Origin of the sequence: uncultured Desulfovibrio sp. (assembly GCF_910584445.1) — a bacterium.
In the GTDB taxonomy this organism is placed as follows: Bacteria; Desulfobacterota; Desulfovibrionia; order Desulfovibrionales; family Desulfovibrionaceae; genus Desulfovibrio.
The window spans coordinates 25,217-49,138 of the sequence record NZ_CAJUBO010000006.1; the positions used below are offsets into that span (position 1 = coordinate 25,217).

Consider the following 23,922-nt stretch of genomic DNA (forward strand, 5'->3'; position numbering starts at 1 on the left):
TGTGAGCCGCATCCCATGGCATCGCCTGCCGCATCCTGGCGGCGCACAAAGGAGGCATCTTCATGTCCGCAGTAGTCATTGGTCACATGAACCCCGACACCGACAGCATCATTTCCGCCATTGCCGCCGCCGACCTCTATGCGAAGCGCGGTATTGACGTGACCCCCGCCGCCCAGGGCGCGCCCGCTCCCGAAACGGAATTCGTGCTCAAAAAATTCGGGCTTACCGCGCCGCAGGTCGTCACCGATGTGGCCGGGAAGGACGTCTTCCTCGTGGACTTCTCCGACCTGCCCCAGGCCCCGAAGGGCATGGATTCGGCCACCGTGCTCGGCATCGTCGATCACCACAAGCTGGGCGACGTGACCACCGCCTCCCCCCTCGAGGCGTGGATCTGGCCGGTGGGCTGCACGGGCACGGTGCTCAAGAACATGTATGACTTCTACGGCGTGGAGCTTTCGCGGAACATCGCGGGCGGCCTCCTGTGCGCCATCCTTTCGGATACGGTCATCTTCAAGTCGCCCACCTGCACCGAGGCCGACAAAAAGGCCGTGGCCGAGCTTGCCGCCATCGCCGGCGTGGATGACGTGGTGGCCCTGGGCATGGAAATGTTCAAGGTCAAGAGCGCCGTTGACGGCACGCCCATGCGCGACCTCGTCTTCCGTGACTACAAGGACTTTGACATGAACGGCAAGAAGGTCGGCATCGGCCAGCTCGAGGTGGTGGACCTTTCCATCCTCGACGCGGTCAAGGCCGGCCTGCGTGAAGAGATCGCCCGCGTCAAGGGCGAAAAAGGCAACCACAGCGTCTTCCTCCTGCTGACGGACATCATGAAGGAAGGTTCGGAAATGCTCATCGTTTCCGACGACCCCGCCGTGGTGGAAGCCGCCTTCGACGTCAAGGTCGAGGGCGACTCCGTGTGGCTGCCCGGCGTCATGAGCCGCAAGAAGCAGGTGGTGCCCAACTTTGAAAAGGCCTTCAAGTAGCCAGGGCCGCCGCTAATCCCCAGGCCGGGACCGGACATCCGGTCCCGGCCTTTTCCTTTGCCGGGGCTTCCTTGCACACCGGGGGCAAGTGGCATAGCATGCGGGCATGCCTTCCTCGTCCCCCCCGGTACCGGAGACCTCCGGCAACTGCATGACGCTGGTTTTTCTCCATGGCGGCGCCGATCCGCGGGCCAGCCTCGCGGCGCTGGGGCATGCCGGCGGTCGCCCGCTGGTCACGGTCCTGTGGCCGTCAGACGCCTCCCCCGCCGTGGCGGAGGAGACCCGCGCGCTGGGCGGGCGCCTCGCGCGCCAGGGCGCGCTGGGCGCCTTTGCCTGGCATCCCCTGCCCAGCGGCTGCGACTGGCGGCAGGGCGCCAATGCCGTTCTGGCGGCCATGACGCCCGATGCCGAAAACGCGCTCCCCACATTCGTCCTTTTTCTTTCCTCCGCCGTCATACCGGAAGAGGGCTGCCTGCGCGCCATGGCGTCACGCCTCGCCGCTGAGCCGGACCTTGCGGGGGTCGGTCCGCTCCTGCTGGCGCCGGCGCGGGATGGAGCGCCGCGCCGCGTGCGTCATCTGGGCAGCGTCTTCGACAGTCGGCGTCAGATACATGCGCTGTATGAGGGCATTCCCGCCACGCATCCGCTCACGCAACGGCGACGGCGCTTCCAGATCGCCCTTGAAGACGCCCTCATGGTGCGCCAGAGCGAGCTGCGCGCGGCGGGCGGTTTTTTGCCGGAACTGGGCGACCTTGCGCCCCTGGACCTCTGCCTCCGTCTCGGCGGGGGGCGGCCGGCCTTTTCCACAGAACCCACGGCCCTGGCCTCGCTTGACGACATCCATGCCGGCTGGCGGAGCGCCGCCTGCTGGAACAGCCTCGTCCAGCGGGGACGCATCCCCCCGGCCACAGCGCACCCGGACTATCATCTCCATGTCCGCGCCGACGGCCTGGACTATGGCCTCACGCCCTGGCTGGAAGAGGGACCGCGCGGACCCGGGCTTGCGCCCCGGGGCGACGGCTGGACGGATGCCTGGCTGCGCTGGCGGCACGCGCCCGAACCGGCAAGCCTGCTGCGCCTGCTGGCCGCTTCCGACGCGGCGGAGCTTTCACGTCTCATCGACCACTGCCGTTCGTTCCCCTGCATGCTTCCGCATATGTTCGCATGGTATGCCGCGCTGGCCGCGCACATCGAGGATTTCGCCCGGCGCGAACATCTGCCGGGGCTGGGCGCGGAAGCCGCGCGCTGGCGCCGGAGCCAGGCGCGATTCCATCACAGCCTGCTCAGGCCGGGGATGCGCGCCCTTGCCAACGCCGGCGTATGGACCTGTTCGCTGGATGCCGCGCCTTCCTCCTATGATGCCTGGATGGAACTGCGCGAGCCTGCCCTTCCCGCCGGCCGGGTGGACGCGGGCGGCCAGTGGCCGGAGATCGCCGTGCTCATGCCGGTGTGGAATCCCCGCCCCGCGCACCTTGCGGCAGCGCTGGATTCCGTTCTGGGGCAACGATATGATCGCTGGCAGCTCTGCGTGGCCGACGATGCCTCCACAGACCCGGAGATCCCGGAGCTGCTGCAAACCTATGCCGCCAGGGACCCGCGCATCCGGCTGATCACGCGGGATAGGAACGGCCACATCTCGCGGGCGACCAACAGCGCCCTTGCCCTGGCGGATGCCCCCTGGGCGGCGCTGCTCGATCACGACGACCTGCTCGCGCCCTCGGCCCTGGAGGAGACAGCCGCCGTCATAGCGGCGCGGCCCGGCGTGCGCCTCATTTACAGCGACGAAGACAAGATCGATGACGACGGCGTGCGCCGTACCCCCATCTTCAAACCCGATTTTGATTTCGACCTCCACAGCGTGGGCCACCTCGCCACCTATGCAACGGATCTGTTGCGCGCCGTCGGCGGCCTGCGTCCGGGGCTGGAAGGCTCTCAGGATGTGGACCTCAGCCTGCGCGCCACGGAACGGCTCGACCCGCGCGCCGTGGCCCATATCCCGCGCGTGCTCTATCACTGGCGCTTCCATGAGGGGAGCACCACGGGCAGCCTCGCGGCAAAACCCTATGTGCTGGAGGCCACGCGCCGGGCGCACACGGAAAGCGCGCGCAGACGCGGGCAGACGGTCGAGGGGACGGCATCCGTCCGCAACAACTTTTTCAAGCTTGTCCTCGGGGTGCCTCCGCAGCTGCGGTGCAGCGTCATTCTCCTTGCGGACCGGGGCTGCGCCGGGCGTCCGGCGCCCCCGGCGCTCATGAAGGCCCTGACGGCGCTGGCCGCGCGCATGCCCGCGGAGTTCTGCTGGCAGCCGCTTGCCCCGGAGGCATCCCGGCCTTGGAACTGGGCGGAGGACATCATGCCCCTGCCCCGCCTTCTCCCCCCTGTCGGGCGCCACTGGAGCGATGCCTGCCGGGCGGCCGCCCGCGAGGCCCGGGGCGACGTGCTCTTCTTTCTGCACGCCGGGCTGACACCGGTCCTGGATTGCCGGCCGGAACAGCTGGTGGTCCAGGCCGCGCGCCGGGATCTTGCCATGGTGGGGGGGCTTGTCTGGAAACGGGGCGTCCTCTGGAACGGAGGGTTCGCCCCGGATGTGACGGGCCTGCCCTTCCCGCTGCTGCGCGGCACCACGCCGGAAGACCTGCGGACCCATTGCTGGGGGCAGTTCCTCCTGGCGCGGCATGCGCTGGGCGTCGCCCGAGAATGCATGGCCTGCCGCAGGGAACTCCTGCTTGACGAGAGGGCACTTGATGCCCGCATGGGCAGCCTCGCGGGCGTGGACTACACGCTGCGCCAGGAATCCGAGGGGCGCTTCACCCTCGTTTCGCCGTGGGGGCACTGGGAACTTCCGGCGGATGCGGAACACGAGCCGCTGACGCCGGAGGCGGAGGCACACTTCCGCGCCCAGTGGGGCGCGACCGTGCGCCGGCACGGCCAGCGCAATGCCAATCTGCGCGCCGCGCCGGACTATGGCTGGCGGCTCATTCTTGACGGAACGCCAGAGCAGACGCCCTGAATGCCATGGACTTCGACCCGGCCGGCCCGGTCAGGCCACGGCCTTGCTCCCCTGAAACGAAATGTCCACCACTTCATAGGTAACGCGGCCACGAGGGATATCCACGCTGACCTCGTCCCCCACTTCCTTGCCGAGCAGGGCCTGCCCCACCGGCGAAAGGAACGAGATGGACCCCTTGGCAGGGTCCGCCTCGTCCGGCCCGAGAATGGTGAACGTCCGGGATTCGCCGCTGTCCACGTCTTCAACTTCCACGGTGGAGCCGAAGATGACCTTGTCGCCGGAGAGCGTGTCCAGATCGATCACCTGATACAGGGCCAGACGGGATTCAATGTATTTGATGCGCGCCTCGGCCATGCCCTGCCGCTCACGCGCGGCGTCATAGCCCGCGTTTTCACGCAGGTCGCCTTCTTCACGGGCTTCCTTGATGGCCTGGATGATGGCCGGGCGCTCGCTCTTCAGACGCGCCAGCTCGTCTTCAAGCCGCTTGTACCCCTGGACGGAAATGGGAATGCTCGTCATGTTCGACCTCATGCGAAAAAAAACCTCCGCCGCACAGGCAGCGCAGGCTCAGGGACATCATGGATGTTTGGGAAGACAGGCAACGCTCGCGGCTGCCCTGAAACCGCATCCTAGACGGCATGCGCGCCAGAGTCAACCCCATGCGCGCCATGCCCGGCAGCGGCAGCTTTGCGCTTGCGCGCCGCGGGGCGGACGTATATGCTGACACCGGCGCGGCGACCGCGGCCGCGCGCAAGCCTCCCGACATTTTGCCATGAAAAAGTACCTGCGCTATCTGGGGCCCCTGCTCGTGACCGGCATCTTCCTGCTGGCCGTCTATCTGCTCTACCACAAGCTCAAGGCCTACAGCATCGCCCAGATCCGGGAGAGCATCCAGCAGATCTCCTATGGCCGCATCGGCGTCTCCCTGGTGCTCATGGTGATCAACTACATGATCCTCGTGGGCTACGACTGGCTGGCCCTCAAGGCCATCCACAAAAAGCTCCCGCTGCCGCGGGTGGGGCTGGTCTCCTTCGTCGGGCAGGCCGTGAGCTACAATTTCGGGGCGCTCCTCGGGGGCACGAGCGTGCGCTACCGCTTCTATTCCGCCTGGGGCTTTTCGCTGGCGGAGATCGTGCGCCTCGTCCTCATGCTTGCCGTCACGTTCTGGGTGGGCGCGCTTGGCCTGTGCGGCGTCATCTTCCTGCTGGCGCCCCCCTATATTCCGGAAGAACTGCTCACGAACATGCCCATCAAGGATGTGCGCGTCCTCGGGCTGCTGCTCACCCTCGTGGCCTGCTCCTATCTGGTGCTCTGTTTCACCATGCGCAAGCCTGTCCATATTTTCGGCAGGGAATTTGTCTTTCCCGCGCCGCGCATCGCCGTGGCCCAATGTATCGTTGCCGGGGTGGACATCGTGGCGGCGGCGGCCTGCATGTATGTGCTGCTGCCCGGCGACATCGGCATCAGCTTCCTGGATTTTCTGCCCAGCTACCTCATGGCGCAGGTGGCTGTGGTGCTGACGCATATTCCAGGCGGTGTGGGCGTTTTCGAGCTTGTCATCCTCGAACTCTCGCACACGAGCCATGAACAGGCCGTTTTTGCGGCGGTCCTGCTCTTTCGTCTCATCTATTATATCCTTCCGCTCCTTGCGGCGGCGCTCCTGCTCGCCGCCTACGAGGCGCGCCAGCGCCGTTCCATGCTCCGCGAGGCGGGCCGCTGGCTTTCCGTGCTCTCGCACTCCATCAGCGCCTACCTGGTCTTTGTGGCCGGGCTTATCCTGCTTGTCTCCGCCACGCTCCCCACCGCGCCGCGCACCATCGCCCTGCTCACGCAATGGCTGCCCATGGGCGTGCTCGGGGTCGGGCATTTCGTCTGCGCGCTCTCCGGCGCGGCCCTGCTTTTTGTGGCCTACGGGCTGGAACGGCGTCAGGCCCGCGCCTTCCATCTGGCAACGGGCCTGCTCTGTTTCGGTATCATCGGGGCGTTGCTCAAGGGCCTGGCGTGGGAACCGGCCCTCATGGTGGCGGTCGTCCTGCTTGCCGTGTGCCTGGCGCACAGGCGCTTTTATCGCCGCTCCTTCTTCTGGGAGGAACCCATTCCCGCCTACTGGCTCTTCGGCGCGCTGGCGGCGCTCGGTCTGGTCTTTCTTCTGGGCTGGTTCCTGTATCACCCGGCCTGGGACAGGGCGACCACCTGGGGATTCGAACGCCCCTTCAATGCCTCCCGCACCTTGCGCGCATTCCTCGGCATCACGGTGGTGCTCATGGTCTCGTGGTGCTGGCGGCTCCTGTTGCGGCAGCGCCGGAGGCGCCGGCAGCACCGGCAGCGGCAGGCGTGACGCCGACAGCGCAAAAAAGGCTGTTTTTGACGGATGATTGTGGCATTGCACAAGCTGCCACATCCCGAGCCAGCAGTCACACAACAGGTCCAGACCCTAATGACGCATGCTCAGCTTCACCGCATCCTCGCCGTCCCGCTCCTCCAGAAGGACATCCACATGCCAGTCACGTTCCGTGGTGATCTGGCGCCCCACATAGTCGGCATGGATGGGCAATTCCCGGTGTCCCCTGTCCACAAGCACGGCCAGTTCCACCGCCCGGGGGCGGCCGTAGTCCAGGATCGCCTCCAGGGCGGCGCGCACGGTGCGGCCGCTGAAGAGCACGTCATCCACCAGAAGGACGACGCGTTCATCGGGACTTTCGGGGATATGTGACGTGCCGATATGGGGTTTGCCCTCAAGGCTCGTCCAGTCATCCCGGTAAAGATTGATATCCAGCGTGCCGAGAGGCACGCGCACCCCGGCGCGGGCCTCGAGCAGGCCGGCGAGGCGCCGGGCGAGGTCCACGCCGCGCCGCTGGATGCCCACGAGCATAAGCCCCGCGCACCGGGGGTGCCGCTCCAGCACCTGGGCGGCAAGCCGCTCCAGGACGCGCCCCATCTCGTCTTTTTCAAGCAAAAGTGTGGTCTCGTCCATCAGATCCTCTCTTGTACACAGGAAATAAACGTATCAGACGTTCTCTGGCGAAAAATCGCCCATGACCTTCGCGCCGCGACGGATGCCTCAGCGGAGGATCTCCGCGCTGCCTTCCGCATCAAAGAGCGAGATACGCAGATCGATATAGTCCCGCGACAGGGTCTCACACGGGAGTTCCAGCGAAATGTGCCGCAGTTCCTCAAGGCTGAAACGGCGCAAAAAGTGCGCCGCCTCAAGCCCCAGATCGGCAAAGCGGAGCAGGGGCGTGAACAGGACAGCGGGACAGGTTTTATACAGAAAGAGACCGCCATTGGCGAGCACCAGCGGAAACAGACCGCAGGCCACCGGCCTGAGCGCAAGCGGCAGGCGGCAGCCGCGCGCCGTGTCCGATTTGCAGCCCTGGGCGCCTATATAGGCGGTGTCCCCGTCGAGCAGAAAAAAATCCTTGTCCAGATCGGGACGGATCTGGGACGGCAGGAGCGCCATGGGAAATGGCACGCTGGAGTCCTGCGGCCCGCAACAGTACCGGCAATCACGGCAATAGCCGTTCTGGAGCCAGGTGCCGCGCCAGCGCACAGACCGCCTGCGCGGAAAGAGACCGCGCCAGGTCTCGAGATAGTGCCAGAAGCCTTTGGGAGCTTTTCGCATACGCCCTCCAGGCTCCGCCGGGAACAACATGGAATGGCGGAGCATTTTTCACGCATAAGCGCATTGCCGCGCGCGGTCAAGCGCGACGCGCGCTGGCATGTCCGTTGCCATTGCCTGCCCGCTGGCGGGGTGCTATAGGACGGAATCGCCACGCATTTCCCATGACGCCGGACGCGGCCTTCACGCCGCGCGTTTCGGTGTTCCACAAAGGCGGTCTCCATGCGACGCACACGCTTCCGTTTTGTCCTTCTCTGTCTCGCCGCCTGCCTGCTGGCGGCATGCGCGGGCAAAAACGTGCCCACCCGCGACGGCACGCTGCCTTCCTGGATGCAGACGCCCCGGGACTTGCGCGACTTTCCCCAGAATCTGGAAGTTTACGCCCGCCATGCGGGCAGCGACCGCCGCCTGCTTGACGCCGATGCCCAGGCCGCCATGGATGCCGGTTTCGACCGTATTTTCTTTGGCCCGTGGGAGATGACGAAAACGAGCATGCGCAGGCGTGACGTGGGGAGCATCTTCCGCAAGGCCCGCGGTTTTCGGAGGGACGGCGCCCGCTGGAGCCAGGAGGAATGGGACGCCATGGCCCGCAACGCGCATCTTGCGGCCTTCCCTTCGCGCGCGGCACGGGCCATCACGCTGCGCGCCACCGATCTGCGCGAGATGCCGACGCACGAGCCGCGCTTTTCCGAGCCAACGCCCGACCCAAGGGCCAATCCTTTCGATTATTTCCAGTATTCGCTCCTGCCGCCGGGCACGCCGCTCCTTGTGGCCCACGCCAGTCTGGATGGCCGCTGGTACTTTGTGGAATGTCCCGTGGCCGGGGGATGGGTGGACGCCGGAGATGTGGCGTTTGTGGATGACGCCTTCAGGCAGCTCTGGCGCGGCGGCACCTTTGCGGCCCTGCTGCGCGACAGGGTGCGCCTGCCCGGTCCGGCGGGGCAGGAGGCCGGCATCGGCGCGGTCTTCCCGCTCGTCCGCGTCCATGCCGACGGCGCGTGCGATGTTCTTGTTCCCTTCAGGGGTCCGGACGGCATGGCCGCGGGCGCGGAAGTCACCCTGCCCGCCGGGGTGGCTGCCCGCAAGCCGCTGCCGCTCACGCCCGGCAATGTTGCCATGGTCGGCAATGTCATGATGGGGCAGCCGTACGGCTGGGGCGGCATGTTCGGCGAGCGCGACTGTTCCGCCCTTACCCGCGATCTTTTCACGCCCTTCGGCATCTGGCTGCCGCGCAATTCCGTGGCCCAGGCGCGGCGCGGCGTCGTGGTGCCGCTGGAGGGCCTGAGCGCCAGGGAAAAAGAAGCGCGCGTCCTGGCGGACGGCGTGCCCTTCCTGAGCCTTGTGGGCATGCGCGGGCACATCATGCTCTATGTGGGACCGTACAAGGGACGCCCGGCCATCTTCCACAATGTCTGGGGCGTGCGCGTGGTGGAAGACGGCGACGATGATGCCCGCTGCGTCATCGGCAGGGCCGTGGTCACCTCGCTGACACCGGGGAGCGAGCTGAAGAATCTCTACCGTCCCGTGACGTTCGTGGACAGGCTCCGCACCCTTACCACGCCCGCCGGGCCGCGCCCGTGAAACGCCTGGAACATGCCGTTGCCCGGGAAGAGGACGGCGAGCGGCTGGACCGCATCCTGAGCCAGGCGCTTCCCGGACTCTCGCGCGGCGCCGTGCAGCGGGCCATCCGCCAGGGATGCGCGCTGGTGGACGGAACAGCGGTCTCCGCGCCGGATTTCCGCCCCCGCACCGGCCAGACGGTGCGCCTCGACCTGCCGGAAACGGAGAGCCGCCTTGCCCCGGAAGCGGGCGAACTCTGCATCGTTCATGAGGACCGGGATCTCCTCGTCTGCCGCAAGCCTGCCGGACTCACGGTGCATCCCTGCCCTTCCTGCCCGGAGCACACGCTCGTCCAGCGGCTTCTGGGCCGTTTTCCGCAGCTGGCGCAACTGGAAGGGGAGCGCCCCGGCATCGTCCACCGGCTCGACAAGGATACGAGCGGTCTCATGGTGGTGGCGCTTTCGGAACCGGCGCGCCTGTCGCTGAGCGGGTCCTTCGCGCGCCGGGAGGTCCGCAAGGAATATCTCGCTCTGGTGGACGGGCTTGCGCCGGAGCGCGGCGAATGCAGGGAACCGCTGGGACGCCACCCCAGCCTCAAGACCCGCATGGCCGTTGTTCCCGCCGCAAAGGGGGGCAAAGCGGCCCACACCCGCTGGCGCCGCCTCTGGCATGCACAGGACGGCAGCGCTTCCCTGCTCGCCGTGCGGATCTTCACCGGCCGCACCCACCAGATCCGCGTGCATCTCGCCCATATGGGGCACCCCTTGCTGGGCGACGGCGTCTATGCGCCGGCAGCGGCGCGCGCCCGGGCGCCGCGCCAGATGCTCCACGCCTGGCGGCTGCGCTTTCCCCATCCGCGCAGCGGGGAGATGCTGGAGTTTTCGGACCCCCCGCCCGAGGATTTTCCCGAGACCATCCTCCGCATTTGCCGCCGGATGGAGCGCATCGTCATCACGGGCAATCCCGGCAGCGGAAAATCCGCCCTGCGCGAGTCCATGGCCGCCCGGCACATCCCCACCTTCAGCGCGGATGCGGATGTCGCCGCGCTCTATGCCCGGCAGGGAGAAGCCGCCGCCTGGCTCCGCGCCCTGAAGGGGGAGGCGTTCCTCACCCCTGAAGGCGCTGTTGACAAAAACGCGCTCATGACGGCCCTGCAGGATGACGCGCCGTTGCGCGCGGAACTGGAGCGCGTGGTCCATGGCCTGGTATATCGGGATCTGGAAAATTTCTGGGAGGCGGAAGAGAGCGACGGCGCAGCCGTGGCCGTGGCGGAAGTGCCGCTCTATTTTGAATGCGGCTGGCAAACGGCATTTGTCCCCCGGCCCGTGACCATCGGCGTCGCCTGCCCGCGCGGGACGCGGTGGCAACGCATGGCGGCGAACCGCCACTGGGACGAAGCCAGGATGGCCGCCCTGGAATCCTGGCAATGGCCGGAAACGCGCAAACTGGGCGCCTGCGATATTTGTGTGGACAATACGGGATCGCGCGAAGCCCTGGCGGCACGGGCAGGCGAAGTGCTGACCACGCTCGCCGAGCAGCGGCGCGCCGAAGAAAACGCCCTGCGCCGCCGGCTGGAAACGCTCTGGAACGCGAATGCCGCCCCGATACCGCCGCAGGAATCCGATGCCTGAGGCCCGGCGGCCTTGGGCCGGAGGAAAAATGCTCTAAAAAAACTCTTGAATCTTGCCCGAAGCTGGGCCAAAATGCCGCAAATGTCTTTCGAACTCTTCGTGGCCTTGCGCTACCTGTTTTCACGGCGCAAGCAGACCTTCATCTACGTCATCTCACTGATGTCCATCCTCGGCGTGGCTCTCGGCGTCGGCGCGCTGGTGCTCGTGCTCGGCGTCTACAACGGACTCACCACCGACATGCGCGACAAGATCCTGGGCGCCAACGCCCACGGCATCGTCATGTCCCATGTGCCCGCGGCCTTTGAGCAGGACACGCCCGCGCTGCTGGAACGCATCCGCGCGGTGGAGGGTGTCACGGGGTCCATGCCCTTCATCTATACGGAAGTCATGCTTTCCGCCGGGGGCGGCGTCAAGGGCGTTGTTCTGCGCGGCATCGACCCCGCCACGGCCCCCACCGTGCTCTCCATGCTCACGGAACTGCGCTCCGGCCAGGCAAAAGACCTGGAGCGCGAGGGAACGCCCGGCATCATCGTGGGCGACGAGCTTGCCCGCCGCCTCGGCCTGTTCGTGGGCAGCCGCGCCAACCTGCTGTCACCGGCCGGCCAGAAGGGCGCCGCCGGCTATTCCCCGCGCATCCGCCCCTTTGAAGTGGTGGGCATCTTCAAGACCGGCATGTTCGAGTACGATTCCTCGCTGGCCTTTGTCAGCCTGGAGGCCGCGCGCGATGTGCTGGGCCTGCCCCCCGGCTTTCTCTCGGGCATCGAGATCACCGTCCGCGACCTCTTCCGCGCCGACGAAACCGCCATCCGGCTGGCCGAGGCCCTCGGCGCGCCGTTCTACGTCCGCACCTGGATGGACATGAACGCCAATCTCTTTGCCGCCCTCAAGCTGGAAAAGATCGGCATGTTCATCCTGCTGGCAATGGTGGTGCTTATCGGCTCCTTCTCCATCGTCACGAGTCTGGTCATGCTCGTCATGGAAAAGACCCGCGATATCGCGGTCATGATGTCCATGGGCGCCACACGCGGCATGATCCGTCGCATCTTCATGCTCCAGGGCTGCATCATCGGGCTTGTGGGCACGCTGCTCGGCTATGGCTTCGGCCTCGGACTCGGCTGGCTGCTCAAGCGCTACCGCTTCATCAAGCTCCCGGAAAATGTCTATACGCTGGACCATCTGCCCATCAGCATCACGCTCTCCGATGTCCTCATCGTAGGCGCGAGCGCCATGCTCCTCTGCTTCCTCGCCACCCTGTATCCGGCGCGCCAGGCCGCCCGGCTGGAACCAGCCGAAGCCCTGCGGTACGAATAGCCATGGCCGCCATCTACGTTTTTTCCGATGTGAGCAAGTCCTTCCCGGGCGCGGAGGAAGATCTGGAGATTTTCCGGCATCTCGATCTTGCGGTGGAAGAGGGGGAGGCCCTTGCCATCGTGGGGGCCTCGGGTTCGGGCAAGTCCACCCTGCTGCACCTCATGGGCGCGCTGGACAGGCCCACCGCCGGGACCGTCCGTTTTGACGGGCGGGATATGGCCGCCATGGGTCCGGACGAACAGGCGGCCTTCCGCAACAAGAGCCTGGGCTTCGTCTTTCAGTTCCATCATTTGCTGCCGGAATTTTCCGCGCTGGAAAATGTCGCCATGCCTGCGCTCATCAGCGGAAAACGGTTCGCGGAAATCGCGCCGCACGCCCGCGCCATGCTTGAACGCGTGGGGCTTGCGCGCCGCATGGACAGCAAGCCCGCCACCCTCTCCGGCGGCGAGCGCCAGCGCGTGGCTATTGCCCGGGCGCTGCTCATGCGCCCGCGGGTGCTTCTGGCCGACGAACCGACCGGCAACCTTGACGAGAATACCGGCGCCCAGGTGGGCGATCTGCTGCTTGAGCTGAATCGCGAACTGGGCATGACCCTGGTCATCGTGACGCACAATCAGGAACTGGCCGCGCGCATGGATCGCGGCCTGGAACTTCGAGCGGGGGCTCTCTATGAGAAAGTTTTTGCCTAGGGTGCTGCGCGGGATTCTGTGCATGGCGGCGCTGGCCTGCGCTGCGGCCCTCGTGCCGCACACGGCCGCCCAGGCCGCCAATGCCGGGCAGCCCACGGTGCTCGTCCTGCCTTTTCAGGCCACTGCCGGACCCGACATGCCGGACGCCTCCCGCGATGTGCCGCAGCTCATCATCACCAATCTTGAACAAAACGGGCTGCGCGCGGTTCCGCTGAACCGCGCGGCGGGCCTTCTGCGGGCTTCCAACAGCGAAACCATCGACCTCGCCGCCGCACGCCGCCTGGGACGCCAGGCGGGCGCCGACCTCGTCATCTACGGCAATTTCAACCAGCTTGGCGACGGCTTCACCATGGAGACGCGCCTTGTGCCCGTGGACAAGGGCGAGGTGGTCCCCGCGGCCTTTGAGCGCCAGTCCCTGCTGGCTCTTGGCGAATGCGCGTCCGCTCTGGCCGCGCGCGCCTCCTCCATGGTGGCCCGGCCTGCGGTTGCCGCTCCCCAGCCGGCTCCCGCCGCATCCGGCACCGGGCTGGTGCCCATGGGGTCGCCCGCTGCCGCCACCGGCGGCCTGGCGGACGTCCAGGTGCGCGGCATGAACGTGCTCGACCCGGATACCGTCCTTATGCGCCTGACCATCCGCAAGGGTGACACCCCGGATGCCAACGCCATCAATGAAGAAGTGAAGCGCATCTGGGACATGGGCTATTTCAGCGACGTCCAGGCCTCGCTGGAGGGCAATGTCCTGATCTTCACCGTGGTGGAGAAGCCGCGCATCGACAATATCATCGTCGAGGGGTCCCATGAGGTGGACGCCGAGGACGTCATAGCGGCCATGGGCACCAAGCCCGGCAGCGTGCTCAACGAACAGATGCTTTCCGACGACCTGCAAAAGATCGCCGAACTCTACCGCAAGGACGGCTTCTATCTCGCCAAGGCCAGCTACCGCCTGCAGGACCGCCCCGGCGGCCGTGGCGCCGTGCTCGTCATCACGGTCAATGAGGGCAACAAGCTCTATATCAAGGAAGTGGACATCGAGGGCATCAAGGAACTCGACAAGGACGACATGGACAAGTACCTGGCCCTCAAGCCCCGGGGCATGTTCTCGTGGCTCACGGGTTCCGGCGTGCTCAAGGAGGAATACCTCGAGCGCGACACCAACGCCATCGCCGCCTACGGACTCAACCAGGGCTTCATCGACATCCAGGTTTCCGCACCCGAGGTCGAGTACAAGCCCGACGGCATCTACGTCAAATTCATCGTTCATGAAGGCCCCCGTTACACGGTGCGCGACGTCAAGTTTGCCGGCGACATCATCGACAGCGAAGACAAGATGCTGGAAGTCGTCCAGATGGATGACTGGAAAAAGGACAACGACTATTTCTCGCTCACCGTCATGCAGGAGGACAGCAAGCGCCTGACGGACTTTTACGCCGATTACGGCTACGCCTTCGCCGAGGTGGACACCAAGCTCATCAAGGCCGAAGACGGCAGCCCCCAGGTGGATGTGGGCTATCTTGTGGACAAAAAGCAGAAAGTCTTCATCCGCCGCCTCAGCGTCGAGGGCAATACCAAGACGCGCGACAACGTCATCCTGCGCGAGATGCGCCTCGGCGACGGTGACATGTACGAAGGCGCCAAGCTGCGCCGCTCCACGGAGCGCCTGAACCGCCTGCGCTATTTCTCCGCCGTGGACATGGAACTCGTGCCCACGGGCAATGAGGACGAGGTGGACCTCAAGGTCAAGGTCAAGGAGGCCAATACCGGCGCGCTCATGGGCGGCATCGGGTACTCCACCTATTACGATGTGGGCGTGACCGCCTCCATCATGGAGCGCAACCTCTTTGGCCGGGGCTACTGGCTCCAGCTCCAGGGATTCTTTTCCTGGCGGCGCACGTCGGGCGTCCTGTCGTTCACCAATCCGCGCCTCTATGACACGGACCTGTCCGTCGGCAACGATCTCTATTATACCCACGACTATTGGGACGACTTCACCAAGGACACCATCGGCGACACCATCCGCGCCTCCTATCCCATCGGGGAATACACCACCGTGGGCCTTGCCTACCGCCTGGAGCGCTACGAACTCTATGACGTGGATGAATATGCCTCGCCCTATATCAGCGACTACAAGGGCACCAACTGGACAAGCGCGCTCTCCGGCCGCATCCTCCGCGATACCACCGACCAGCGGGATCGCCCCACGCGCGGCACCATCGCCCGGCTCTGGGGCGAATACGGTGGCGGCATCCTCGGCGGCACGGACAACTTCATCAAGGCCGTTGCCGACTGGCAGGGCTTCTGGTCGTTCAATCCGGAAAACACGTTCCATGTGCGCGCCCGCGTCGGCGGCGTTTTCCAGAATGGCGACGACCCCGTGCCCGTATTCGAGCGTTTCTGGCTCGGCGGTATGGACAGCATCCGCGGCTACTCCTATTCCGACCTTTCGCCCCGTGACTACAAGTACGAGGGCGAGCAGATCGGCGGTGACCGCATGGGCGTGCTGAATGTGGAGTATATCTGGACCTTCCAGAAAGACATGGGGCTTGCCATCGTGCCGTTCTTTGACGCGGGCTTCAATATCGACCAGAAAACCATGGGCGATGAGCTGGACAAGTACATCGTGGCCTCGGCCGGGCTGGAACTGCGCTGGCGCTCGCCCATGGGCGACCTGCGTATCGCCTACGGCATCCCTCTTGTTCAGGATTATGACGGGGAACGCGAGCAGGGACGCCTTGAATTCAGCATGGGGCAGTTCTTTTAGAGCATTTTGCTGAGGAAAATATCTGTAGAACAGATATTTTCCTCAGGTTTCGCTGCCTCGCTCCAGCCGTTGCGACGCAGGAAGCTACGGATGGAGACAGCAATTGGTTACCGCGACAGCCAGTCAACGGAACCGCTGTCGCTATCCGTACGCAGGCAGAGCCTGCCAACGGCGAGCGCCATTTCCCCACAAAGCGGGACAAGTGGCGGAAAAGCGTGGTTTTTCCGCCTTATTACTCGGCGCGGGCGTCTGCTCCCGCAGCCGCCAGAGAGTTCCACAATTTCATTGCGAAAACGCTCTCATCAAAAACCCCGCCCCGCCTGATCAGGAAAGGCCGTCGTGCATATCACGGCGGCCTTTCTGGCATGAAATGTGCTTAATCGGCAGGGTCTTGTCCGCTTCCTGCCGCCCTTAAGCGTGCCGGAAATCGGACGATAACCTCAACAGGCAACCACGCCCAGGGCTGCGTGAGGCCGCAGCTCCCAAAATCGGAAGCAGACTGCGGTCCCGCCATGCGGTCCTGCAACTGTTTTTGCGTCTTTACCTCTGGCGGTGTAAACTCCGGCACGGACGTACCCGCCCAAAGCGACGTGATGCCAGGCAGAGGCGCGCGCCCTGTCTCCACCCCAGAACCGCGAGAGCCGCAGTGAACACCAGCCACGACGCGCAACACACCCAGGAAAAGGCCCTGTCCAGACGACTGGCGCCGCCACTGGCCTTTGTGCTTGCCATCTGCCTGCTGGTGATCTGCTGCTACGATTCCGGATACAGCGGCCTTCCCCCCACGGAAAAACGCTATGCCGCGGCCAAGGCCGGCATCATCAATCTCAAGCGCGATGAAAAAAACAGCAAGCTGCGCGAACCGTGGGAAAAACTTGCCGGAGAATTCCGCTCCATTTACGATGCCGACCCGGCGTGGCCCAACCGCGCCGCAGCCCTGTTCCGCGCGGCGGAAAGCCTTGAGGAGCTTGCCAGCCGCTCTTTCGCCAAATCCGATGCCCGCAAGGCCGTGGAATGCTACGAGACCCTCGCGCTCCGGCATGCGGGCAGCCGCCTTGCCGACGATGCTCTCTTCCGTGCCGCACGCCTGCGCGCGGCCTGGCTGCGGGATGACAAAGGCGCGCTCGCCCTGCTGGCGCGCCTGAAAAAACAGTATCCCCGGGGGGACATGATCGCCGAGGCCACGGCCCTGGAAAAAGCGCTCAAAGCCTCGGCCAGCGGCCGGACGGCACCGGAAGCGGTGGCTGCCGCATCCCGCCGCGAGGCGCAGGAAGACCCGCCCGCGGCAAACGCCGCGCCCAAGAATGGCTCCCCGGCGGCGGGAAAAGACCTTCCGCTCAAATATCGGGCGGCGAAGTCCCGCATGGCCGCGCTTCGCGGCGATCCGGTCAAGGCATGCTGGCGCCAGCCCTGGGAGGATCTGCGCGAGGAATTCCTCCGCATTGCGAACAGCGGCAAAAAACTGCCCCTGGCTGCGGGCGCGCTCTTCCATGCCGCGGCCTGCCAGGAGTCGCTGGCCCGTTGCTCCAACCTTTCCGCGGACTTCAACCAGGCCCAGAAGCTCTATCTGGACGTGGCGAACAGGCATCCCAAAAGCGCCGTTGCCGACGACGCCCTGCTGGCCGCCGCCCGCCTTCACGCGGGGCGCGCCTCCGGCAGGGAAAAGGCGCTGGACCTGCTGGAGACCCTTCTGGACACCTATCCCAAAGGCGACATGGCTGCCGAGGCGCGGCGCCTCCAGACCGCCCTGCGTGAGGACGGGCAGGAGGCCCAGGCGCGACGCCGCACCGCCGAACCACCGGAACTTCAGGTGCTTTCCTGGGATTCACCCAGCCGGAACCTGGTGGAGATCGTGCTGGAGATGAGCGCTCCCGCCCAGTTCAGCACCAGGCTCGAGGAAAGTCGCAAGGGCGCGCCGGCGCGCCTCTTCCTCGATCTTGAGGATGCGCGCGTGGTCAATGACGTCCGAAAGGGCGTCACCGTGCGCGGCAGCCTGCTCCAGGCGGTGCGCGTGCGCGACCGCAAACAGGGGGGCGCCACCCTGCAGTTCGATTTCCGTGAAGTGCGCCGTTTTGACACGCGCAGCGAGGATGACCCTTGCCGCATCGTTCTCAGCGTGGCGGCGGGCAAGGCCACGCTGCCGCACAAGGGCAAGGGGCGCAGCCGCCAGGGATATGCGGAGGCCGATGCCGACCAGGAGCCGCCGGTGAAGCGCGCAGCGGCACTCAAAACGCGCCAGGTCTCCGACATGGCGAGCCAGCTCGGGCTTACTGTGCGGAAAGTCTTCATCGACGCCGGGCACGGCGGCAAGGACCCGGGCACGAGCCACAATGACGTTCTGGAACGGATGGTCACCCTTGACGTGGCCCTGCGCCTCGGCCGTCTGCTTGAGTCCAATGGCCTGGATGTCGTCTACAGCCGCCGCAAGGATGTCTCCGTCTCCCTGAGCGAACGCACGCGAAAGGCCAACGCGGAACGGGCCGACCTGTTCGTGTCCATCCATGTCAACGCCAATGACAACGCCCAGATCAACGGCTTTGAAACATATTATCTCGATCTTGCCAGCAATCCGCAGGCGGCCCGGGTAGCCATGCTGGAAAACGCCGGCAGCGACCGCCGCCTCGGGGACATGCAGTGCATGCTCGCTGATGTCATGCTCAGCGCGCGCGTCGAGGAATCGCGCCGCCTGGCAGGCGACATCCAGCGTCTTTCCATGTTCCGTCTCAAGCGCCGGGAATATGCCGTCAGGAACAACGGCGTGAAAGCCGCCCCCTTCCATGTGCTGCTCGGCGCGCAAATGCCGGCCATCCTTGTGGAACTCGGCTATTGCACCAATCGAGGCGAAGCCCGGAACCTGGGCACGAGTTCCTACCGGCATGCCCTTGCCGAAGGACTTGCCGAAGGCATTCTCGCCTACCGGGACCGCCTTCTCAAGCGCCGCACTGCGGAGAATTCCTTGACTGCCGCCCCCCCTGATGCTATGTAGCCCCAGTTTGCAGCCTTGCGCGCTCATCGTCGCTCAGCCGATCCCTGGTTGCGCGGGCGTTGCGCGCGTTTTTCGCGCCGGAACTTTCCGGCACGCCCGTGTTGCAGGGGTGGCACCATTTCTCATACATCACACAGTCATTTTTTAAGGAGAACCTCAATGCGCAATAGTGTTCTGACGATCCTTGCCGCCTGCCTGCTCATGTCGGCACCGGCTATCGCAGCGGACGCTTCGGCCGTGCCTGCCGCCAAGATCGGCGTCGTGGACATGCAGACCGTCGCCACGCAGAGCGACCCCGCCAAGGCCGCCAAGGAACAGATGGAAAGCAAGTACGGCAAGGAGCGGGCCAGCCTTGAAAAACAGGGCGAATCGCTCAAGAAACAGGCGGAAGCCCTCAAGAACCCCAAGGCCAGCGAAGAAAAAAAGCTCGCCTTTATCCGCGCCAAGCAGGAACTGGACCAGAAGACCCGCAATTTCCTCCGCAAGGTGGAGCAGGACGAGATCAAGCTGCGCCAGGACATGGTGACCCTGGTTTTCAGCGCCACCTATGAAGTGGCCCGCGCCAAGGGCTTCAACTTCGTGGTTGACGTCACGGCGGGCGGCGTTCTCTATGCCGACCAGTCCATGGATCTCACCCAGGATGTGCTCGCCGAGGTCAACAAGCTCTACAAGGAAAAGAAAAAGCCCGAAAAGAGCGGCAAGGCCGACAAGAAGTAACTTCGGACGCAAAGCCTCCCCGCGCGGGAGGCTTTTTGCTGGCGCCCCCTGCCGGTGCCCCGTTCCGCCCCGAATCATCCCCATCATCCCACGGTTATGTTGTATACTGCGGTTGATGGATATTCCAGGTTCCGTCTGGAGCGGAGCGACAGACGGATGCTGGTGCCGGAAGAATCCGAAAAAATACGATTTTTCGGCGCTGGCAAGGAAGAGAAAAATTTTCGCAGGGAGTGTACTCAGGTACTCGACCAAGAAAATTTTTCTCTGACGCCGCCAGCGCCGAAGAGGCTGTTTTTGACGGATAATTGCGGCATTGCCCACACAGCGCAGGGGCGTCATCAACCCCAAAATATAATAATGCCTATCCCACGGAGCCAACCATGAGCCAGTCCCCCGCGGCAGACGCGCAAACCATGGACATCCAGCGCATCCTTTCCCTCCTGCCCCACCGCTACCCCTTCCTCCTTGTGGACCGCGTTGTGGAATGCGTGCCTGGTTCGCATATCCGCGCCTACAAGAACGTCAGCGTCAACGAGCCATTTTTTCAGGGGCATTTCCCCGGCGTTCCCATCATGCCGGGCGTGCTGATCCTTGAAGCGCTGGCGCAGACCGGCGGCCTGCTCGCCGCGGCCGGCATGGGCGACCTGGGGAACAAGCTCTTTCTCTTCACCGGCCTTGACGGCGTGAAATTCCGCCGCCAGGTGGTTCCCGGGGATCGGCTTGATCTTGAATGCGGCAACATGCGCATGAAACTCAAGCTCTGCAAAATGGAAGCGCGCGCCTATGTGGACGGCAAACTGGCGGCCGAAGCGCAGATCACCGCCGCCATCGGCGACAGGCCCTGAAGGCGCGCGCCAGGTCCGGCCGACAAACGTCCGCGTGATGCGCCCTGTGTGGCAGATCAGGCGGACGTTTTTTGCGGTCCGGCCGTCCTCCGGGCGCGCCCGGACCCCGGCCTTTCCCGGTCGCAGGTTTCCCGGCGCCATCCAAGGCGCAGTTATCAGGGCCGCGGCTCTTCCTTTTCCCCGGATTCTCCTGTACCGTCAGCACAGATGGATACCGACATGCGACGTTGAGGAAAATCGCCAAGGAGCGGACATGCCTGTTCTGGTCATCGTGGACGCGCAAAAGGAATATGTGACGAAAGGACGCCCCTTTTATCTTGAAACCATCGGCCCTTCGCTGGAGAACCTGCAAAAACTCCTGGCCCATGCCAGGAAGCACGACTGGAAGATAGCGCATATGCGCCACGAGCAGAATTCCATGTGCTTCACCTACGGAAGCCCCTATGCGGAGTTCATCGATGGCTTTGGCCCGCAGGAAGGGGAGGAAAGCATGGTGAAGTCAAACTTTTCCTGCTTTTCCTGCCGCGAGTTTCAGGCCCTGGTGGATAAATACCGGCACGACGAGATCATCCTTGCCGGATACGGCACAAGCATGTGCTGCCTGTCGACCATGATCGACGCCCATCATCGCGGCTACGACTTTACCTTCGTTGCGGACGCCACCTGCGCGAAACGTTCGGCCCGCTTTGATGAACAGGACATGAAAGAGCATATCGTGGATATTCTTGCGGCGTTTGGTCATCTGACCACGACCGAAGAAATCCTGCGGCGCGCTTCCTAGAGCATCTTGCTGAGGAAAATATCTGCAAGACATATATTTTCCTCAGTTTCCGCTGCCGGCATTTTCTCGCAGGGCGGGACAAGCGGCGGAAAAGCGTGATTTTTCCGCCGCAGTGCGGCGCTGGTTCGCACCGGGATCAAGCGCGCATGCCATGCGCGCGTTCGCGTTGCCCGTCCGCGCTCCCCGGCAGCGGAGCTGCGCCAGGGGAGGATGCCCCTGCCGCCGCTGCCCGGTCAGCACTCAGCGCGGTTTGGTGCTGGTAGTATCCAAACCGCGCTGCCGTCATCAGAACAGGCATGGCAGGGGCAGCGATGCCCCGACTGCAACGCAACGGACGGCATCGGCCCGCGGCCCCCCCGCGGATCGTCGAAAAGCCGGCAGCCTCCGCCACCCACATGGCGCCACGGTCGCTATTTTTCGCTTTGTCCGGCCTCCAGCCGAAGCCACGCGCGATGGATTTCCTCCAGGACTTCCGGCCGCGCGATGGTCGATATGTCCCCCAGGTTTTCCAGCGCCTCGCCGGAAGCGATTTTCCGCAACAGGCGCCGGACGATTTTTCCCGACAGCGTCTTGGGCATGTTTTCCACAAACTGGATGCGCTCCGGGCTTGCCAGGGCGCCAATATTTTTCCGTACCCAGTCCCGCAGTTCGTTACGCAGTTCTTCCGTCCAGTCCACTTCGCCCCGGAGCGCCACATACGCATAGATGGCTTCGCCCTTGATCTCGTGGGGAATGGGCACCACCGCGGCCTCTCCCACTGCGGGATGGGCCGCCAGAACAGATTCTATCTCCACAGTGGAAAGGCGGTGGCCCGAGACATTGATCGTGTCGTCCATGCGCCCCAAAATCCAGTAATTGCCGTCTTCATCCCTTTTTGCGCCATCTCCGGAGAAATAGTTTCCCGGAAAGCGGTCAAAATAGCTTTTGAATTTGTCCTCGTTCTGGAACACGCCGGTGAACTGGCCCGGCCAGGACCTTTTAAAGACCAGGTTCCCGGCCTCATTGGCCTGAGCGGCCGCGCCGTCGGAACGCAGGATCTCCGCTTCGACGCCGGGCAACGGTTTGGTGACGGAACCCGGGCGCAGATGTGTGGCATAGGGCAGCGGAGAGATCATGACCCCGCCGGTCTCGGTCTGCCACCAGGTGTCCACGATGGGCAGCTCGCCCTTGCCGATATGCGTGTGGTACCACATCCAGGCCTCGGGATTCATAGGCTCGCCCACCGAGCCAAGGATCCGCAGCGAGGAAAGGTCATACCGGCTGACCCAGTCCACCCCATGACGCATGAGACTGCGCACGACCGTGGGCGCTGTGTAGAGGATATTGATGCGGTATTTTTCCACCATGCGCCAATAGCGGTCGGGCTTGGGCCATGTGGGCGTGCCCTCGAACATGATGGTCGTGGCCCCCAGGCTCAGAGGCCCGTAAACCAGATAGGTATGCCCCGTGATCCAGCCGCAATCGGCCGTGCACCAGTACACGTCCGTATCCTTGAGATCAAAGACCCACTGGGTGGTGTGCGCGGCATAGGTCAGGTAGCCGCCCGTGGAATGGATCACGCCTGTGGGGCGTCCGGTGCTCCCGCTCGTGTGCAGGATAAAGAGAGGGTCTTCGGCATCCATGGAGGCGCAGGGAAAATCAGCGTCAAGCGTAAAATCCTCCAGAAAATCCTGCCACCAGATATCCCGCCCCCGGAGCATGCTCACGCTGTCGTTGGTGCGATTGACGACCACCACCTTCTGCACGGTGGGGCAGTTGTTGAGGATCTTGTCCAGATTTGCCTTGAGCGGTTTCGGCTGACCGCCCCGCATCACGGCGTCCGCCGTGATGACGACTTTCGAGCCTGAATCATGGATGCGCCCCTGGACGGCGCCTTCGGCATAGCCGGTAAAAATATTGGTATGGATGGCACCCAGGCGCGCGCATGCCAGCATGGCGATGACAAGCTCCGGGATCATGGGCAGATACAGGGCCACGCGATCGCCCTTTTTTATTCCCAGGGCATCCAGGGCGGCGGCCACGCGACAAACATCATTATACAGCATCTGATAGGTGTAGGCGCGCACTTCCATTTCGCGCTCACCCTGCCAGATCAGGGCGGCCTTGTTGCGATGATCGGTAATGATATGCCGGTCAACGCAATTATAGGCGGCATTCAACCGGCCGCCGGCAAACCAGGAAACTTTCGGGATGGAAAAATCCGAGGCATCTGTCGTATGCCACGGCTTGAACCAGTGCAGAAGGCTTCTGGCACGGCTCGCCCAGAATTCGGAAGGATCTGTCCGCGCCAGTCGGCACAATTCTTCATATTCCCTTCTGCTGCGTACGCGCGCCACATCCTTGCCGTGACGAGGGGGAAGATAGCTGCTGTTTTCATACAACAGATTTTCCGGTTTTTGCATCGACATAGGCACCTCGGCAAGTTTTTGGACCGTGGATCTGACGCGCGTCATCCCCTCATATGCTTCACGACGACCCCGGACAGTGGTTCCCACGTAACGGTGGTCCTGTATTTCAGCAGCGGTACTCTGCCTCAAAAAATGAATAAGATACTTTTTGCCCCATGGTCAACTGGAAGGACGTATTTCAAGGTTGTGAATATTAAAACAAAACAGAACTGCCGACGGAAAAACTAAACTGTTGTCTGCGGCCCCCTCCTTCCGGACGGACGCGCCCCGCATGCAAAACGGCGCCGCTTCCATGGGGAAACGGCGCCGCCTGAACATCGGAACGGACAAAGCCACTACTTGATGGCGTCTTTCAGGCCCTTGCCCGGCGTGAATTTGGCGACCTTGCTGGCAGGGATGGTGATCTCGGCGCCGGTCCTGGGGTTGCGGCCCTTGCGCGCGGCGCGCGAAACGACCTTGAAACTGCCAAAACCGGTGAAGGTCACCGATTCGCCACCGGCCAGGGCGTCGCGCAACGAAGCCACCACCGCGTCCAGGGCTTCTTCAGCCTTGGCTTTGGTGGGCAGGCCGGCCTTGGCGTAAATTTTTTCCACAAGCTCAGCTTTCGTCATGATGTGTCTCCAG

General features: G+C 64.3%; 17 protein-coding genes. 12 read left to right on the forward strand and 5 right to left on the reverse strand.

Translation table 11 applies throughout. The features are described from left to right. The first annotated feature begins 62 nt into the window (after positions 1-62). Positions 63-983 carry a manganese-dependent inorganic pyrophosphatase gene (locus tag QZ294_RS04050; protein ID WP_297047108.1) on the forward strand — a complete coding sequence of 307 codons (921 nt, stop codon included), beginning with the start codon at positions 63-65 and terminating at the stop codon, positions 981-983. A gap of 151 nt (positions 984-1,134) precedes the next feature. Continuing rightward, entirely contained in the window at positions 1,135-3,993 is a 2,859-nt protein-coding gene (locus QZ294_RS04055) for a glycosyltransferase (protein ID WP_297047110.1), read from the forward strand. A gap of 30 nt (positions 3,994-4,023) precedes the next feature. Here QZ294_RS04055 and greA read toward each other — a convergent pair whose 3' ends face one another. Next, positions 4,024-4,512 carry a transcription elongation factor GreA gene (greA, locus tag QZ294_RS04060; RefSeq protein ID WP_297047112.1) on the reverse strand — a complete coding sequence of 163 codons (489 nt, stop codon included), beginning with the start codon at positions 4,510-4,512 and terminating at the stop codon, positions 4,024-4,026. Between the two features lie 253 nt (positions 4,513-4,765). Here greA and QZ294_RS04065 point away from each other — a divergent pair, with 253 nt between their 5' ends. After that, positions 4,766-6,331, forward strand: coding sequence for a lysylphosphatidylglycerol synthase domain-containing protein (locus tag QZ294_RS04065; RefSeq protein ID WP_297047114.1), 1,566 nt, complete (start codon positions 4,766-4,768; stop codon positions 6,329-6,331). Positions 6,332-6,427: 96 nt separating this feature from the next. Here QZ294_RS04065 and pyrR read toward each other — a convergent pair whose 3' ends face one another. Continuing rightward, positions 6,428-6,967 (reverse strand): bifunctional pyr operon transcriptional regulator/uracil phosphoribosyltransferase PyrR, encoded by a 540-nt coding sequence (pyrR, locus tag QZ294_RS04070; RefSeq protein ID WP_297047116.1) that lies wholly within the window; start codon positions 6,965-6,967, stop codon positions 6,428-6,430. A gap of 87 nt (positions 6,968-7,054) precedes the next feature. Beyond that, entirely contained in the window at positions 7,055-7,615 is a 561-nt protein-coding gene (locus QZ294_RS04075; protein WP_297047119.1) for a hypothetical protein, read from the reverse strand. Positions 7,616-7,834: 219 nt separating this feature from the next. On the opposite strand from QZ294_RS04075, the gene QZ294_RS04080 reads away from it, so the two are divergent. The 9 genes from QZ294_RS04080 to QZ294_RS04120 all read left to right on the forward strand — a co-directional run bounded on the left by QZ294_RS04080 (position 7,835) and on the right by QZ294_RS04120 (position 20,890). Further along, entirely contained in the window at positions 7,835-9,193 is a 1,359-nt protein-coding gene (locus tag QZ294_RS04080) for an SH3 domain-containing C40 family peptidase (protein WP_297047120.1), read from the forward strand. Continuing rightward, complete coding sequence (locus tag QZ294_RS04085) at positions 9,190-10,803, forward strand: dephospho-CoA kinase (protein WP_297047122.1); 1,614 nt, start codon at positions 9,190-9,192, stop codon at positions 10,801-10,803. Before QZ294_RS04080 ends, QZ294_RS04085 begins: the two co-directional genes overlap by 4 nt. A gap of 81 nt (positions 10,804-10,884) precedes the next feature. Next, complete coding sequence (locus tag QZ294_RS04090) at positions 10,885-12,114, forward strand: ABC transporter permease (protein ID WP_297047124.1); 1,230 nt, start codon at positions 10,885-10,887, stop codon at positions 12,112-12,114. A 2-nt stretch (positions 12,115-12,116) separates the two neighbouring features. Further along, positions 12,117-12,803, forward strand: a complete 687-nt coding sequence (locus QZ294_RS04095) for an ABC transporter ATP-binding protein (RefSeq protein ID WP_297047126.1) — start codon at positions 12,117-12,119, stop codon at positions 12,801-12,803. Between the two features lie 22 nt (positions 12,804-12,825). Continuing rightward, positions 12,826-15,561, forward strand: a complete 2,736-nt coding sequence (gene bamA, locus QZ294_RS04100) for an outer membrane protein assembly factor BamA (protein WP_297047128.1) — start codon at positions 12,826-12,828, stop codon at positions 15,559-15,561. 646 nt (positions 15,562-16,207) lie between these two features. Beyond that, positions 16,208-18,547: an N-acetylmuramoyl-L-alanine amidase gene (locus tag QZ294_RS04105; protein WP_297047130.1), complete on the forward strand. Its 2,340-nt coding sequence runs from the start codon at positions 16,208-16,210 to the stop codon at positions 18,545-18,547. A 159-nt stretch (positions 18,548-18,706) separates the two neighbouring features. After that, complete coding sequence (locus QZ294_RS04110) at positions 18,707-19,264, forward strand: OmpH family outer membrane protein (RefSeq protein ID WP_297047131.1); 558 nt, start codon at positions 18,707-18,709, stop codon at positions 19,262-19,264. Positions 19,265-19,644: 380 nt separating this feature from the next. Further along, positions 19,645-20,109: a 3-hydroxyacyl-ACP dehydratase FabZ gene (fabZ, locus tag QZ294_RS04115; RefSeq protein ID WP_297047134.1), complete on the forward strand. Its 465-nt coding sequence runs from the start codon at positions 19,645-19,647 to the stop codon at positions 20,107-20,109. A 253-nt stretch (positions 20,110-20,362) separates the two neighbouring features. Further along, a complete protein-coding gene (locus tag QZ294_RS04120; protein WP_297047136.1) occupies positions 20,363-20,890 on the forward strand; it encodes a cysteine hydrolase in 528 nt (175 codons plus the stop codon). 410 nt (positions 20,891-21,300) lie between these two features. Here QZ294_RS04120 and acs read toward each other — a convergent pair whose 3' ends face one another. Both acs and QZ294_RS04130 read right to left on the reverse strand, forming a co-directional pair. Further along, positions 21,301-23,298, reverse strand: coding sequence for an acetate--CoA ligase (gene acs, locus QZ294_RS04125; RefSeq protein ID WP_297047138.1), 1,998 nt, complete (start codon positions 23,296-23,298; stop codon positions 21,301-21,303). 335 nt (positions 23,299-23,633) lie between these two features. After that, positions 23,634-23,909 carry an HU family DNA-binding protein gene (locus tag QZ294_RS04130; RefSeq protein ID WP_297047140.1) on the reverse strand — a complete coding sequence of 92 codons (276 nt, stop codon included), beginning with the start codon at positions 23,907-23,909 and terminating at the stop codon, positions 23,634-23,636. Positions 23,910-23,922: the final 13 nt, after the last annotated feature.